Here is a 14033-nt window from a genome sequence, read left to right on the forward strand (position 1 = left end):
AGATTATGGCTCAACTCTCTCTACAACATATTCAGAAGATTTATGACAACCAGGTTCACGTCGTTAAAGACTTCAATCTGGAGATTGCCGATAAAGAGTTTATCGTTTTTGTCGGGCCGTCAGGCTGCGGGAAATCCACCACGCTGCGCATGATCGCAGGGCTTGAGGCCATCAGCGGTGGCGATCTGCTGATTGATGGCGTGCGGATGAACGACGTGCCCGCCAAAGCGCGCAATATCGCGATGGTATTCCAGAACTACGCGCTGTACCCGCATATGACGGTCTATGACAATATGGCGTTCGGCCTGAAGATGCAGAAGGTGGCGCCAGAGATTATTGAGGAGCGCGTCGCCTGGGCGGCGCAAATTCTCGGGCTGAAAGAATACCTGAAGCGCAAGCCGGGTGCGCTTTCCGGGGGCCAGCGCCAGCGTGTGGCGCTGGGGCGCGCGATTGTTCGCGAGGCGGGCGTCTTTCTGATGGATGAGCCGCTCTCGAATCTCGACGCCAAACTGCGCGTCCAGATGCGTGCAGAGATAACCCGGCTGCACCAGAAGCTCAACACCACCATGATCTATGTGACCCACGATCAGACCGAAGCGATGACGATGGCCACAAGAATTGTCATCATGAAAGACGGTATCGTGCAGCAGGTCGGCGCGCCGAAAGAAGTTTATAACCATCCGGCGAATCTGTTTGTGGCCGGTTTTATTGGCTCGCCCGCCATGAATTTTATTCGCGGGGCGATCGACGGCGACTATTTCGTGACGGAAACGCTGAAGCTGCCGCTGCCGGTAAATAAACTTGCGCGGCTCAATGACAGCGGCTATCAGCGTAAAGCCGTTATATTAGGGATTCGCCCGGAAGATATTTTCCCCGGCGCTACCAGCGATGACGCAGTCGAAGCGAAAATTACCGTTGCAGAATTAACCGGCGCGGAATTTATGCTTTATGCGACCGTCGGCGGGCATGAAATGGTGGTGCGCGCAAACGCGGATAAAGATTATCAGGCCGAACAGCGTATTAATATCGCCTTTGATATGAATAAATGCCACGTCTTCGACAGCGAGACGGAAATCGCAATCGCCTGAGTCTCATACCGACGAAAAATAAGCTCCGCGTCAGGCGGAGCTTATTTTTTCAGATTAGGGTTGTAGGTATTAACGTACGGGCCGGAACAGGCTCACCGGCGATACGGGAGAAAAGTAGCGCGCTGCTGACGTCGCCTAACTGACGGATGGGAACATTAATTCCGCCGGGCGGCGGGGCGAGCAGGAAAGAGAGCGTTTCGTTGCTGTAACCGACCACCGTCAGCACATCCGGGATCGGGATGCCGCGCTCGGCGGCGGCGCGGTAGACGCTCATCAGTTTCAGGCTGTCGGTGGCGAAGATGGCGTCAGGCGGTTCAGGGAGTGTTAGCAGGCGGTGCGCCGCATCCAGCGCGCTTTGCTGGGTGTAGCCGCCATCAACGATAAGCGTGCTGTCATCAGGCCGCTGATGCCTGGCGAGGCTTGCGCGAAACCCGGCCAGGCGGTCAACAGAGACATGATAATCCAGCGGCGCGTGCAGGCAGGCGATACGCTGACAACCTCTCGCGACAAGCGTATCGGTCAGCGCAATGCTGTCGTGATAATTATCGGTATCGACGGAGGCGATATGCTGATAATTCCCCGCGACTTTACCGATGACCACCACCGGAACGGCGCATTCATCGAGCTTTTCGTAAAAGGTTTCATCTGCTGGCGCGCTCAGCATAATAATCCCTTTAATCATTTTCTGGCGAATGCGTGTCAGGCATTTCTGTAAGTCATCGTCGCTATTGCGGGACGTTTGCAGAATAACGTCAAAGCCGGTTTCTTCCGCGCGAGCCATTATCGCGTGCAGCACTTCAGAGAAAAAAGGATTACCGGCCGTCGTTTTAGTGGAGCGCGCGGAAATCACCATAATCGCATCAAACCCGGATGAGGTGAGCGCGCGCGCCATTTTATTCGGCTGATAATGTAATTCTTCAATCGCTTTTAATACCCGCTCGCGCGCGGCGTCGGAAATATTGGTCTGATTATTCAGAACGCGCGACACCGTTGATTTAGACACGTTCGCCACGCGGGCAATATCGTAAATGGTCGGGGACATTCGTCCGTGCTCCATCACATCGCATAAACAAAATTATCTTACTGAAGCCACAGAGCAGTGTCCATGCGCCACGTTTTTGTAAATCGGCGTCAGCGGGGCTTGAATCGCCGCGCCTTAGCCTTACTGTTATGATCAGAGGAAATAAACGCATCGGGCAGGGATATGATTAAACAACTTCAGAGTGAAATGCAGGCGCTGATGAATCGCAGCGTCGACAGACATTTACGCCTGGCGGTCACGGGGCTTAGCCGCAGCGGCAAAACGGCCTTTATCACCGCGCTGGTGAATCAGTTGCTGTCTGTCAACAGCGGGGCGCGGCTGCCGCTCTTTTCGCCGGTACGCGAGGAGCGACTGCTCGGCGTGCGCCGGGTACCGCAGCAGGATATGGGCGTCGCGCGCTTTACCTATGACGAAGGGCTGGCGCAACTTTTCGGTACGCCGCCCGCGTGGCCGACGCCGACGCGCGGCGTGAGCGAAATACGGCTCGCGCTGCGCTATCGTTCGCGTGAATCGCTGCTGCGCCATTTTAAAGATACCTCCACGCTCTATCTCGATATCGTCGATTACCCCGGTGAATGGTTGCTCGACCTGCCCATGTTGGCGCAGGACTATCTCACCTGGTCGCGCCAGATGACGGGCCTGCTGCAGGGCGACAGGGCTGTCTGGGCGCAGCGCTGGCGCAGGCTGTGCGAAGGGCTCGATCCGCTGGCGCCGGGCGATGAAAAGCGTCTGGCGGAGATAGCGGAAGCCTGGACTGAGTACCTGATGCAGTGCAAACGCGAAGGGCTGCACTTTATCCAGCCGGGGCGTTTTGTGTTGCCGGGCGATCTGGCGGGCGCGCCGGTGTTGCAGTTCTTCCCGTGGCCAGGTGTGGATGAGGTTGGCGAGACAAAACTGGCGCAGGCGGGCAAACAGACCAACATTGGCATGCTGCGCGAGCGCTACCACTACTACTGCGAAAAGGTGGTTAAAGGTTTTTACCGGGAGCACTTTGTGCGTTTCGACCGCCAGATAGTGCTGGTGGATTGTCTTCAGCCGCTCAACAGCGGGCCGCAGGCATTTAATGATATGCGCCTGGCGCTGACGCAACTCATGCAAAGCTTTCATTACGGCCAGCGCACGCTGTTCCGGCGTCTCTTTTCGCCGGTGATCGACAAACTGCTTTTCGCCGCCACCAAAGCGGATCACGTCACGCACGATCAGCATGCGAATCTGGTATCGCTGCTCTCGCAACTGGTGCAGGAAGCGTGGCAGAACGCCGCGTTTGAAGGTATCGAAATGGACTGCATGGGCATCGCCTCGATACAGGCAACGGAAAGCGGCATGGTGGAGAGCCACGGCGAAAGCGTGCCGGCGCTGCGTGGCAACCGCTTAAGCGACGGCGCGCCGCTGACCATTTACCCAGGCGATGTGCCCGCGCGGCTGCCGGGCAGCGCGTTCTGGCAGCAGCAGGGTTTTCAGTTCGAAGCCTTTCGCCCGCGCGTGATGGACGTTGACCGGCCGCTGCCGCATATCCGCCTGGACGCGGTGCTGGAATTTTTAACAGGAGATAAGCTGCGATGAGCGAGATTAAACCGCGCCGTGAGTTTGACGAGCCGCTGCGCCCGGAAGAAGGGCCGACGCTTCGCGCCACTCAGGCGTTTGACGAGGCGCAGGCGTTTGTACCGGCCGTTGAGGATGAGACGCTTGCCGCAGACGCGCCCGAGCGCGTGGTAGAAAACGCGCTCAAACCCCGGCGCAGCCTGTGGCGGCGCATGGTGGTGGCCGGGCTTGGCCTGTTTGGCGTAAGCGTCGTGGCGCAGGGCGTGCAGTGGGCGGCAAATGCGTGGTACACGCGCGACTGGATAGCGCTCGGCGGCTGCGTCGCAGGCGGGCTGATTGTGGCGGCAGGCGTCGGCGCGCTTGCGAGCGAATGGCGGCGGCTGTATCGCCTGCGCGAACGGGCAGAAGAACGCGATGAGGCGCGCGAGCTGCTGGCGAGCCACGGCAGCGGCAAGGCGCGCGCGTTTTGCGAAAAGCTGGCGAGCCAGGCCGGGCTCACGCAGGGGCATCCGGCGCTGGCGCGCTGGCATGCCGCGATTCATGAAACCCACAGCGATCGCGAAGTGGTGACGCTTTACGCGCATATCGTTCAGCCGGTGCTGGACAGCCAGGCCCGCAGCGCCATCAGCCGCTCGGCGGCGGAATCGACACTGATGATTGCGGTGAGCCCGCTGGCGCTGGTGGATATGGCGTTTATCGCCTGGCGCAACCTGCGTCTGGTCAACCGCATCGCGACCATCTATGGCATCGAGCTTGGCTATTACAGCCGCATTCGTCTGTTTCGTCTGGTGCTGCTGAATATGGCTTTCGCGGGCGCGAGCGAGATGGTGCGTGAGGTTGGGCTCGACTGGATGTCACAGGATCTTGCCGCACGCGTCTCCGCCCGCGTGGCGCAGGGGCTGGGTGCGGGGCTGCTGACCGCGCGTCTCGGCGTGAAGGCGATGGAGCTGTGCCGCCCGCTGCCCTGGACGGAAGATGACAAGCCGCGCCTCGGCGATTTCCGCCGCCAGCTGTTAAGTGAAGTTAAAGTCACGCTTCTGAAACAAAAGCGCGAAGAGTAACCCCAACGGCGTCCTGCCTGTTCAGGTTTACAGCATGACGCCGCATTTTTCCGCACTCTGTCAATTTTTGTTGACAGACCACTCCCCCGGTAGTGGCAACTGAAGTATTATCTCGCCATTCGTTGGATCAATGCGTGAAGGTGCTGCCATGCGTCTTGAAGTGTTTTGTGAGGACCGCCTCGGTCTGACCCGTGAGTTGCTCGATCTCCTGGTGCTGCGCAGTATCGATTTACGCGGCATCGAAATTGACCCGATCGGGCGAATCTATCTCAATTTTTCCACGCTGGAATTTAACGCCTTCAGTAGCCTGATGGCGGAAATCCGCCGTATTCCAGGCGTTACCGACGTGCGCACCGTGCCGTGGATGCCCTCCGAGCGTGAGCACCGCTCGCTGAGCGCGTTGCTGGAGGCACTGCCGGAACCGGTGTTTTCGGTGGATATGAAATGCAAAATCGAGCTGGCGAACCCGGCGAGCTGCGCGCTGTTCGGCCAGAATGAGGCGCGCCTGCGCAACCATAACGCCGCGAGCCTTATCAGCGGTTTTAACTTCCAGCGCTGGCTGGAAAGCAGCCCGGTGGAATCACACACCGAACACGTGGTGATTAACGGTCAGGATTTTGTACTGGAAATCACGCCGGTACATCTGGAAGAAGAGAGCGGCACCAGCGTGCTGACCGGCGCGGTCGCGATGCTGCGCTCAACCGTGCGTATGGGCCGCCAGTTGCAGAATCTGACCAGCCTCGATCTCCATGCGTTCAGCCATATCATCGCGGTTAGCCCGCGCATGAAACAGGTGGTGGATCAGGCGCGCAAACTGGCGATGCTGAACGCGCCGCTGCTCATCACCGGCGACACCGGCACCGGTAAAGATTTGCTGGCGCACGCCTGCCATCTGGCAAGCCCGCGCGCCGATAAGCCTTATCTGGCGCTGAACTGCGCGTCTATACCTGAAGATGTGGTGGAGAGCGAGCTGTTCGGTCACGCGCCGGGCGCTTACGCCAATGCCCATGAAGGGAAAAAAGGCTTCTTCGAACAGGCTAACGGCGGCTCGGTGCTGCTTGATGAAATTGGCGAGATGTCGCCGCGTATGCAGGCTAAACTGCTGCGCTTTCTTAACGACGGCACGTTCCGTCGGGTCGGCGAAGAGCATGAGGTGCATGTGGATGTGCGCGTTATCTGCGCGACGCAGAAAAATCTCGTGGAGCTGGTGCAAAAAGGCGCGTTTCGCGAAGATCTTTACTATCGGCTCAACGTGCTGACGCTGAATCTGCCGCCGCTGCGCGACCGCCCGCAGGACATCATGCCGCTGACGGAGATGTTCGTGGCGCGCTTTGCCGATGAACAGGGCGTGCCGCGCCCGAAACTGGCAGGCGATCTCGGGCAGGTGCTGACCCGCTACGGCTGGCCGGGCAACGTGCGCCAGTTGAAAAACGCGATCTACCGCGCGCTCACGCAGCTTGAAGGCTATGAACTGCGCCCGCAGGATATCCTGCTGCCGGATTTCGACGCCGCCGCGCTGCCGGTAGGCGAAGAGGCGATGGAAGGCTCGCTTGACGACATCACACGCCGTTTTGAGCGCTCAGTACTGACGCAGCTTTATCGCAGCTATCCGAGTACCCGTAAGCTCGCCAAACGACTGGGCGTCTCGCATACGGCCATCGCCAATAAGCTTCGCGAATATGGCTTAAGCCAGCGCAAGGGCGAAGAGTAACGCCGCCAACAAAAAAGCCTCCGCATGCGGAGGCTTTTTTTTATCGGCAAATTACGCTTTCAGTGCGTTAAGCGCCGCGTCGTAGTTCGGCTCGTGGGTGATTTCATTCACCAGCTCGCTGAATACGATTTCATCGTTCTCATTCAGGACCAGCACCGCGCGAGCGGTCAGGCCTTTCAGCGCGCCTTCTTCAATGCCCACGCCATATTCTTTGGCGAATTCCGGGTTACGCAGCGTAGAGAGCGTGATGACATTGCTCAGGCCTTCCGCGCCGCAGAAGCGGGACTGCGCGAACGGCAGGTCGGCGGAAACGCACAGTACAACGGTGTTTTCCATGCCGGTTGCCAGCTGGTTAAATTTGCGCACGGACGCGGCGCAAACGCCGGTGTCGATGCTTGGGAAAATGTTCAGTACTTTACGCTTACCGGCAAACTGGCTCAGTGAAACGTCAGACAGATCTTTTGCCACCAGGCTGAACGGCGCCGCTTTGCTGCCTGCCTGCGGGATCTGACCCACTACGGAAACCGGATTGCCCTGGAAATAGACGATTTGTGACATAGTTATCTTCCTGTTTACATATAGTTAACGTCGCCGCTAGTGTATGTGATCCCGCGGGGGATGAATATAAAAAACTGTCCCGGCAGGCTAACTTTCCAGTCGCTATACTGAGGCAAAGCCCGTTGCGAGGAAAATAATGAGAAGCGTAAAAGTGTATCAGGAAGCCTGGCCGCTCCATTCGCCGTTTGTGATTGCCCGCGGCAGCCGCAGCGAAGCGGTGGTGGTTGTGGTGGAGCTGGAAGAGGACGGCGTGAGGGCGGTGGGCGAATGTACACCGTATCCGCGCTACGGCGAGAGTGTCGCCTCGGTGATGGCGCAAATCATGACTGTGGTGCCGCAGCTCGAAGCGGGGCTGGATCGGGCCGGGCTGCAGAAATTACTGCCCGCGGGTGCTGCGCGCAACGCTGTCGACTGCGCGCTCTGGGATCTCGACGCGCGCCGCGCGGGCGACACGCTGGAAGCGTATTTACAGGTCACGCTGCCGGAGCAGCACACCACCGCCCAGACGGTCGTGCTGGGCGCGCCGGAACAGATGGCGAGCAACGCCGCGCTGCTGTGGGAAAAGGGCGCGCGGCTTTTGAAAATCAAACTCGACGACACCTTTATTACCGAGCGGATGGTCGCCATTCGCGGTGCGGTGCCGGAGGCGACGCTGATTGTCGATGCCAACGAATCCTGGCATGCGGAAGGGCTGGCAGCGCGCTGTCAACTGCTGGCGGATCTCGGCGTGCAGATGCTGGAGCAGCCGCTACCGGCGTCCGATGACCGCGCGCTGGAAAATTTTATTCATCCGCTGCCCATCTGTGCCGATGAAAGCTGCCACACGCGCAGCAGCCTGAAGACGCTCGCCGGGCGCTACGAAATGATCAACATTAAGCTCGATAAAACCGGCGGTCTGACGGAAGCCCTGGCGCTCGCGCGTCAGGCGACGGAGGAAGGATTCGGGCTGATGCTCGGCTGTATGCTCTGCACCTCGCGCGCCATCGGTGCCGCGCTGCCGCTGATCCCGCAAATGCGCTTTACCGATCTCGACGGCCCGACCTGGCTTGCGGTGGATGTTGAGCCTCCCTTACGCTTTACGCCCGGTCAGCTCTATCTACATTCTGACGTCGGGCCTCAGCTTTCATCGTCGTAGTGCAGCAATGCGGTCATCGGCGCCAGATAACGCTCGGTGGCGTCGTCGGCGGAGATGGCCGGAAACTCGGCGGTGATACAGGTCAAGCCCAGATCCGCGCACCAGCTGCCAAACGAACCCGGCGTTTCATAACCGACGCTGGTGACGTGCGGCAGGCCGAACGCGTCGGCGAGCCAGCGGCCCAGCGGCGTCTGCTGCGGATCTTCTATACAGCCCAGTGGATCGTGAAACGACACCACCCAGGCGGGTTTAAGCTGGTGAATTAACTGGCACAGCGCGGCGGTTTCCGGCTCCGAGCCTGGCTTTTCGCCGGTGGAGAGCGTCACGTCGCGCGCCTCGGCCGCACTGTTCCAGCGATAGACGGTTTCGCCCGGCTGCCAGTTGGCCGCCGGAAAATTGCGGTTGAGATCGACCCCGCGGGCATTGGCGCGCAGGCCGAGCTGACAGCCGTCCGGATTGACCGCCAGCACCACGTGATGCCGCCGGTGCGCGGGCTCCAGCGTGCGCAGCGCGCAGGAGAGCGTCACCAGCGCCGCGTTTTCATCACCGTGCGTGCCGGCGATGATAAGGCCCGGCGCGTGCTGCGCTTCGGGTGCCGGGAACCAGAGCAGCGGCGCGCCGAGCGCCGATTCGCCATAACGCCTGGCATCGTCAGGTAAAGCGCCGCGCCGGGCGCGCGGTCGAAGCGGAGTCAGCGTGTTCATCGTGTGTCGCCATCAAAAGGTGATAACAGGAGTGTTGACGACATTTGACCGAAATTCAACAGCCTGACGGTGGTTTGCCCATTGCGCGTTATTTAAGCGTACAGGCTTTAACGCTTTGATCTGACGCGGGGTGAGCGCGCAAAATCGCGGTCTGTGGTTTGCAATTTATATTCATCCAACAAATAATTCCCCGACAGCGCCCGGAGAGAGCGGTTCGGCGCGGGACCACGAGAACGAGGACCTCATGAAAATTCCTGTAAGCTTTACCCTGAGCGCATTATGGGTCGCGAGCGCGCTGACCGGCGCGTTTGCCGCCGACGTGCCGCCCGGCACGGCGCTTGCCGAACGCCAGACGCTGGTACGCCACCTGAAAGACGAACCCGCCTCGCTGGATCCGGCGAAAGCGGTGGGGCTGCCGGAGATCCAGGTGCTGCGCGATCTCTTTGAAGGGCTGGTGAACCAGAACGACAACGGCGAGCTGGTGCCGGGAGTGGCCACGCAGTGGCAAACCAACGACAACCGCATCTGGACGTTTACGCTTCGCGACAACGCGAAATGGTCTGACGGCACGCCGGTGACGGCCCAGGATTTCGTCTACAGCTGGCAGCGCATGGTCGACCCGAAAACCACCTCACCGTTCGCCTGGTTCTTCGCACTGGCGGGTATTGAGAACGCGCAGGCGATTATCGACGGTAAACAGGCACCCGCGCAGCTTGGCGTGAGCGCGCCGGATGCGCATACGCTGAAGGTCACGCTCGATAAACCGCTGCCGTGGTTCCCGTCGCTTGCCGCCAACGCGGCGCTCTATCCGGTGCAAAAAGCGAATGTGGAGCAGGGCGGCGACTGGACGCGCCCCGGTAAGCTGGTCGGCAACGGCGCGTTCGTACTTAAAGACCGCGTAGTCAACGAAAAGCTGGTGCTGACGCCCAATACCCACTACTGGGATAACGCGAAAACGGTGCTGACGCAGGTGACGTTTTTACCGGTCAATCAGGAATCCGCCGCTACCAAGCGCTATCTCGCGAATGATATCGACATCACCGAATCCTTCCCGAAAAACCTCTATCAGAAGCTGAAAAAAGAGATCCCGGACCAGGTCTTTACGCCGCCGCAGCTTGGCACCTATTACTATGCGTTTAACACGCAGAAAGGCCCGACGGCGGACCCGCGCGTGCGTCTGGCGCTCAGCATGACCATCGACCGTCGACTGATGGCTGAAAAAGTGCTCGGCACCGGCGAGAAACCGGCCTGGCGTTTTACGCCGGATGTGACCGCAGGCTTTACGCCCGCGCCGTCAGAGTGGGAACAGATGAGCCAGCAGGAGTTAAACGCGCAGGCGAAAACGCTGCTTCAGGCCGCAGGTTACGGCCCGGCGCGTCCGCTTAATCTGACGCTGCTCTATAACACCTCTGAAAACCACCAGAAAATCGCCATCGCCGTGGCCTCGATGTGGAAAAAGAATCTGGGCGTGGACGTGAAGCTGAAAAATCAGGAGTGGAAAACCTATATCGACAGCCGCAATACCGGGAATTTCGATGTGATCCGCGCGTCCTGGGTGGGGGATTATAACGAGCCGTCCACGTTTCTTTCGCTGCTGACTTCCACGCACAGCGGGAATATTTCGCGCTTTAAAAACCCGGATTACGACAAAGTCTTGCAACAGGCCGCACAGGAGAATTCGGCGAAAGCGCGCAATGACGATTACAATAACGCCGAGAGAATTATCTCAACGCAGGCACCGATTGCGCCGATTTATCAGTACACCAATGGCCGGTTAATTAAACCGTGGCTGAAAGGTTATCCAATTAATAACCCGGAAGATGTGGCCTACAGCCGTACCATGTATATCCTTAAGCATTAACGCATGTCCGGCGTCTCCATTGTGGCAGACGCCGGACACGTTTTCTGCCTCAGTCCGCTGTTATTTTTCCGCGTCAGGGTGAATGAGCGTGAGCTCATCTACGCGGCGCTGGTTCATATTGATGACGCAGCTTAACGCATGGGCGGCAAGCCAGGGCGTACCTGCGGCCGAGGCGCTCGCTGCCGTACAGAACGCGTCTCTGGCGTCCGTCCACTGCTGCTGACTTATCTTTAACGCCTCGACCATCTGGGTGCGCCGTGCCTCATCGCCCTGCGGCCAGCGGGTATAGTCGAAGTTTTGTAGCTCCGTGACTTTGGCGTTAAACGCCTGCTTAAGGGCACTATCTGAGGCCAGTCCCGCCGCTTCGAGACACTCACCGCTGTTTTCGCCCGCCTGTTGAGTGCAGGCCTCCGCCGCCGCGCTACGTGTGATCTCATCGGCCAGCGCGCACAGCGGATTTAACGCCAGCACCAGCAGCGCACTATTTATCAGGTTTTTCACAAGAGTGAATTCCAGTCTGAGGGAAGATATAGACGCGTCACGTCGTCACCAGGCGGCGTGTTTGTTGAGTATTTTCCCATGCCTGACAGGAAAATACTATGCGAAATGCCTTACTGGTCAGTGCTTTTGAAACGGGCAATAAAGCAGTTTGCATTTACGGCGATAACCACACCGGCCCACGCTTTGCCGGTGATTACCCGCGCAATGCGTATTACTGTTCACGATAGTTTGCCAGAACCGTGCGTTATAAACGGTGGTGCGGTACAGAGTAAGCTCGACGGGGTGATTATTAACGGTAATGGATGCGCCATTAATAGACAATGTGTCGCCAGATGATAAATAAAACGTCGCCTTATACCAGAGAATAAGTTTAAAAGATTGTTGCGATGAAATTAAGGTAAATACAGAATTGGTGTCGGTGCTTACTACTGAATCAACCACCCGCCAGTTCATTCGACTCTCCATATGATTTCACGTGCTTAATTGGCGTGCGCATCGGTTAATGATGCAGGTAGTTCAATTGTAACGTGTGAAAAGTAAATTTTTGCGAGGAAACGACGGGGAGTGAATGAGAGAGTAAAGAAACATCATATATGCTGAACAATTATTGCTGTTTTTCACGTCTTTATAATTTAAAGGTGTAATTGTCACATATCATTTAAATTGATATGCAAATAGTTTCAGTGTGACAATAATAAAAATTAGAAGCGAATTTCGGATGGCCTTTCTGAAAAACCGAAGTGAGTTATCAATTGCATACCAACTGGTCAAATTCTGCATAGAAATTCATTTTTGTTAGTGTAACGCTATTGTGAAAAAAATTTAACTTAAGGAAAGTGTTCGTTTGATCAAAAAGTGATCATCCGAGGCGCTTCAGGGGCAGTATAAAGTCATCCATGCGCCTGATGACGGCTCAGGCGCTACCGGACTGTCTGTTATTCAAAGTGCGCTTAACTGGCGATAAAGCAGGCCCGCGTTTTTATCCAGTTCGGGAAAAAGACTTTGCGGCCAGAGGTTGGGAAGGGTGTCGCTGTAAGCCAGCGCGACAAATTTTTCAGGCTCGCTGACGCTGTAGCTGAAACTCGAAAAGGTGGTGGCGGTTTTAACTTCCACATCCGCAAGTTGCGGCGTAGCGCCGTCGCTGATGCGCCAGACATACAGCAGTTCTACATCACGAATGCTCATTTCACTCATCACGCGGGCCACATCGTCACGATGCGCTTTGCGCCAGCGTAAAGTCGTGTTTTGTTCGACCATCTCATTACTGTGCGCGCGAAATTTGTCGGTCAGTTTGGCGAGTTCCGGCGCGGGGAGTTTACAGGAATAGAGCACGACATCACGTCCGCGTGCATCTTCAAAGCTACGCCAGGCGCCCTGCACGCAGTCGGTACGTGACTCAAAGGCCTGGCCGAGAGATTGCTCCCCCGCGCTGAGGGATTTCACCTGGTCAATGCTGTCTGCATGACACCCTTGCAACAAAAACACTGCCCCGACGACTGCCAGAAGGCCGGACCGCTTCATCTCACTCTCCCTTTGCCTGTAAGCGCGATGGCACGCACCCTCGCTTCAGGTGTGATCGTTGGCTGGTGTGGCGTAGCTGGTGCCAGCCGCAGGTTACTGCTTTCATGCATATCAGTTATCGGCCGCGTTTCGTATCGCTTTAATTTTATTAATGAAGTCACAATGGCCAGGCCAGCGACACCGCCGCAGAAGACGGGCGTGGGCTACACTTGACATATCACAGTCACTTGGGGAGTCGATATGCCTTCTGTTCAGTTGCATCTGAAAGACCGCCCGGAGGTGGATTTTACCGCCACCTACAGCGTGAGTGAACCCAGTGCGGTAAACGGGGAGACGATAAAAACGTTTGAGATCGATAAATCCCAGCAGATAAGCGCATTCGCCGGGTTGCGTCAGGGAGAACGTCTCTTTTTTGTTTTGCCAAGCGGAGAAGCGCAGGAGGTCTTTTTAACCGCGGAAACGCCTGAAACGCTGGTGTTTAGCAGTGAACGCTGACGCCAGAGCGGGCAGGGATGCCGGGCGAGAAACGTAAAAAAGGAGAGCATTGCGCTCTCCTTTCTCTCTTTAATGCTGCCTGTTTCATGCATCACATGTGCCCTGTTAGAACTCTCCGGGCACGCTGTTTAGCGTCAACCGCTGTATCAGGAGCGACCGCCGCCGTGACTGTGCTCGCCACCTTTATGCCCAGCTTCAGAGGCGCGTTCACGGTCATTTTTAAAATTACCCCCGCTCTGCTGGCCACCTTTATGACCTGCTTCAGATGCGCGTTCTGGGTCGTTTTTAAAATTACCGCTGCTGTGCTGACCGCCTTTCTGGCCTGCTTCAGACGCGCGCTGACGATCCTCTGCGAAATTACCTGAACCACCACGATGCTGAGTCATATCATTCTCCTCATGTTGTTGGTCGTGCTTATTACAGCAGTGCGTGACTGCTATCGAAAAGGTATTGATAACTGTAGGTCAGGGTATTTTATTCCGCAAGTTTTGAAGGCGAAAAATATAACGTTATGCAGAAAAGTGACTGAATTTTGGTAAAATTTTACTCACTTTCTTATTTGTATTTTTGGTGCTTCTTCGGTCCGCTTGATTTTATTTTGTCATTAAAATACGAAGCGGCGGTATAAATAATAATCACAATATTTCGAAAGTAAGATAATTAATATTATGAATGGGATTGTCATATTTTGACGTATTTATAGGGAGACGATTCACGTGCCACTCAAGGCCAGCAGAGACCGATGCGCAGGCGGCGCACGGCAGGGCGGAAGTGACAGGACGGAACGGACGCCAAGGGCAGTGCGGTAGAAATA

At 57.0% G+C, this 14033-nt stretch carries 14 protein-coding genes; 7 read left to right on the forward strand and 7 right to left on the reverse strand.

From position 1 onward, the window contains the following. Positions 1-5 precede the first annotated feature (5 nt). A complete protein-coding gene (locus tag G6041_RS04455; protein ID WP_012124634.1) occupies positions 6-1088 on the forward strand; it encodes an ABC transporter ATP-binding protein in 1083 nt (360 codons plus the stop codon). Positions 1089-1137: 49 nt separating this feature from the next. On the opposite strand, the gene G6041_RS04460 is transcribed toward G6041_RS04455, so the two are convergent. Further along, positions 1138-2130, reverse strand: coding sequence for a LacI family DNA-binding transcriptional regulator (locus G6041_RS04460; RefSeq protein WP_041460490.1), 993 nt, complete (start codon positions 2128-2130; stop codon positions 1138-1140). Positions 2131-2292: 162 nt separating this feature from the next. Here G6041_RS04460 and G6041_RS04465 point away from each other — a divergent pair, with 162 nt between their 5' ends. The 3 genes from G6041_RS04465 (at position 2293) to tyrR (ending at position 6444) form a co-directional block, all read left to right on the forward strand. Next, the gene (locus tag G6041_RS04465; protein ID WP_012124636.1) at positions 2293-3693 is read left to right on the forward strand and encodes a YcjX family protein; all 1401 of its coding nucleotides are present in this window, start codon (positions 2293-2295) and stop codon (positions 3691-3693) included. Next, positions 3690-4733 carry a YcjF family protein gene (locus tag G6041_RS04470; RefSeq protein WP_007868161.1) on the forward strand — a complete coding sequence of 348 codons (1044 nt, stop codon included), beginning with the start codon at positions 3690-3692 and terminating at the stop codon, positions 4731-4733. The genes G6041_RS04465 and G6041_RS04470 overlap by 4 nt, the downstream gene beginning before the upstream one ends. A gap of 148 nt (positions 4734-4881) precedes the next feature. Next, positions 4882-6444 carry a transcriptional regulator TyrR gene (gene tyrR, locus G6041_RS04475; RefSeq protein WP_041460491.1) on the forward strand — a complete coding sequence of 521 codons (1563 nt, stop codon included), beginning with the start codon at positions 4882-4884 and terminating at the stop codon, positions 6442-6444. A 51-nt stretch (positions 6445-6495) separates the two neighbouring features. Here tyrR and tpx read toward each other — a convergent pair whose 3' ends face one another. Further along, a complete protein-coding gene (tpx, locus tag G6041_RS04480; protein ID WP_004387306.1) occupies positions 6496-7002 on the reverse strand; it encodes a thiol peroxidase in 507 nt (168 codons plus the stop codon). A 136-nt stretch (positions 7003-7138) separates the two neighbouring features. Here tpx and ycjG point away from each other — a divergent pair, with 136 nt between their 5' ends. Beyond that, positions 7139-8137, forward strand: a complete 999-nt coding sequence (gene ycjG / locus G6041_RS04485) for an L-Ala-D/L-Glu epimerase (RefSeq protein ID WP_012124638.1) — start codon at positions 7139-7141, stop codon at positions 8135-8137. Here the strand turns inward: ycjG and mpaA are convergent. Beyond that, the gene (gene mpaA, locus G6041_RS04490; RefSeq protein WP_012124639.1) at positions 8119-8841 is read right to left on the reverse strand and encodes a murein tripeptide amidase MpaA; all 723 of its coding nucleotides are present in this window, start codon (positions 8839-8841) and stop codon (positions 8119-8121) included. The two genes, ycjG and mpaA, sit on opposite strands and share 19 nt — an antisense overlap. A 244-nt stretch (positions 8842-9085) precedes the next feature. Between mpaA and G6041_RS04495 the strand changes: the two genes are divergently transcribed. Next, on the forward strand, positions 9086-10702 hold the full coding sequence (locus G6041_RS04495) for a peptide ABC transporter substrate-binding protein (RefSeq protein WP_012124640.1): 1617 nt from the start codon (positions 9086-9088) through the stop codon (positions 10700-10702). A 60-nt stretch (positions 10703-10762) separates the two neighbouring features. Here G6041_RS04495 and G6041_RS04500 read toward each other — a convergent pair whose 3' ends face one another. From G6041_RS04500 to G6041_RS04510, 3 genes are all read right to left on the reverse strand, one after another. Next, positions 10763-11203, reverse strand: coding sequence for a lysozyme inhibitor LprI family protein (locus tag G6041_RS04500; RefSeq protein WP_054628784.1), 441 nt, complete (start codon positions 11201-11203; stop codon positions 10763-10765). A gap of 117 nt (positions 11204-11320) precedes the next feature. Further along, positions 11321-11656: an anti-adapter protein IraM gene (locus G6041_RS04505; RefSeq protein WP_170921726.1), complete on the reverse strand. Its 336-nt coding sequence runs from the start codon at positions 11654-11656 to the stop codon at positions 11321-11323. 486 nt (positions 11657-12142) lie between these two features. Further along, complete coding sequence (locus tag G6041_RS04510; RefSeq protein ID WP_012124642.1) at positions 12143-12724, reverse strand: hypothetical protein; 582 nt, start codon at positions 12722-12724, stop codon at positions 12143-12145. Between the two features lie 240 nt (positions 12725-12964). Here G6041_RS04510 and G6041_RS04515 point away from each other — a divergent pair, with 240 nt between their 5' ends. Beyond that, positions 12965-13219 carry a hypothetical protein gene (locus G6041_RS04515; protein WP_004387314.1) on the forward strand — a complete coding sequence of 85 codons (255 nt, stop codon included), beginning with the start codon at positions 12965-12967 and terminating at the stop codon, positions 13217-13219. 146 nt (positions 13220-13365) lie between these two features. Here the strand turns inward: G6041_RS04515 and G6041_RS04520 are convergent, their stop codons facing one another. Further along, positions 13366-13605: a general stress protein gene (locus G6041_RS04520; RefSeq protein ID WP_166491630.1), complete on the reverse strand. Its 240-nt coding sequence runs from the start codon at positions 13603-13605 to the stop codon at positions 13366-13368. Between the last annotated feature and the right edge of the window lie 428 nt (positions 13606-14033).

Origin of the sequence: Cronobacter sp. HA18003 (genome assembly GCF_011605905.1) — a bacterium.
GTDB classification, from domain to species: Bacteria; Pseudomonadota; Gammaproteobacteria; order Enterobacterales; family Enterobacteriaceae; genus Cronobacter; species Cronobacter sakazakii.

Excerpts from the sequence above, each read along its gene's own strand:
- G6041_RS04455 (WP_012124634.1), top strand. The coding sequence starts at position 6 with ATGGCTCAACTCTCTCTACAACATATTCAGAAGATTTATGACAACCAG.
- G6041_RS04460 (WP_041460490.1), bottom strand. The coding sequence starts at position 2,130 with ATGTCCCCGACCATTTACGATATTGCCCGCGTGGCGAACGTGTCTAAA.
- G6041_RS04465 (WP_012124636.1), top strand. The coding sequence starts at position 2,293 with ATGATTAAACAACTTCAGAGTGAAATGCAGGCGCTGATGAATCGCAGC.
- G6041_RS04470 (WP_007868161.1), top strand. The coding sequence starts at position 3,690 with ATGAGCGAGATTAAACCGCGCCGTGAGTTTGACGAGCCGCTGCGCCCG.
- tyrR (WP_041460491.1), top strand. The coding sequence starts at position 4,882 with ATGCGTCTTGAAGTGTTTTGTGAGGACCGCCTCGGTCTGACCCGTGAG.
- tpx (WP_004387306.1), bottom strand. The coding sequence starts at position 7,002 with ATGTCACAAATCGTCTATTTCCAGGGCAATCCGGTTTCCGTAGTGGGT.
- ycjG (WP_012124638.1), top strand. The coding sequence starts at position 7,139 with ATGAGAAGCGTAAAAGTGTATCAGGAAGCCTGGCCGCTCCATTCGCCG.
- mpaA (WP_012124639.1), bottom strand. The coding sequence starts at position 8,841 with ATGAACACGCTGACTCCGCTTCGACCGCGCGCCCGGCGCGGCGCTTTA.
- G6041_RS04495 (WP_012124640.1), top strand. The coding sequence starts at position 9,086 with ATGAAAATTCCTGTAAGCTTTACCCTGAGCGCATTATGGGTCGCGAGC.
- G6041_RS04505 (WP_170921726.1), bottom strand. The coding sequence starts at position 11,656 with ATGAACTGGCGGGTGGTTGATTCAGTAGTAAGCACCGACACCAATTCT.
- G6041_RS04510 (WP_012124642.1), bottom strand. The coding sequence starts at position 12,724 with ATGAAGCGGTCCGGCCTTCTGGCAGTCGTCGGGGCAGTGTTTTTGTTG.
- G6041_RS04515 (WP_004387314.1), top strand. The coding sequence starts at position 12,965 with ATGCCTTCTGTTCAGTTGCATCTGAAAGACCGCCCGGAGGTGGATTTT.
- G6041_RS04520 (WP_166491630.1), bottom strand. The coding sequence starts at position 13,605 with ATGACTCAGCATCGTGGTGGTTCAGGTAATTTCGCAGAGGATCGTCAG.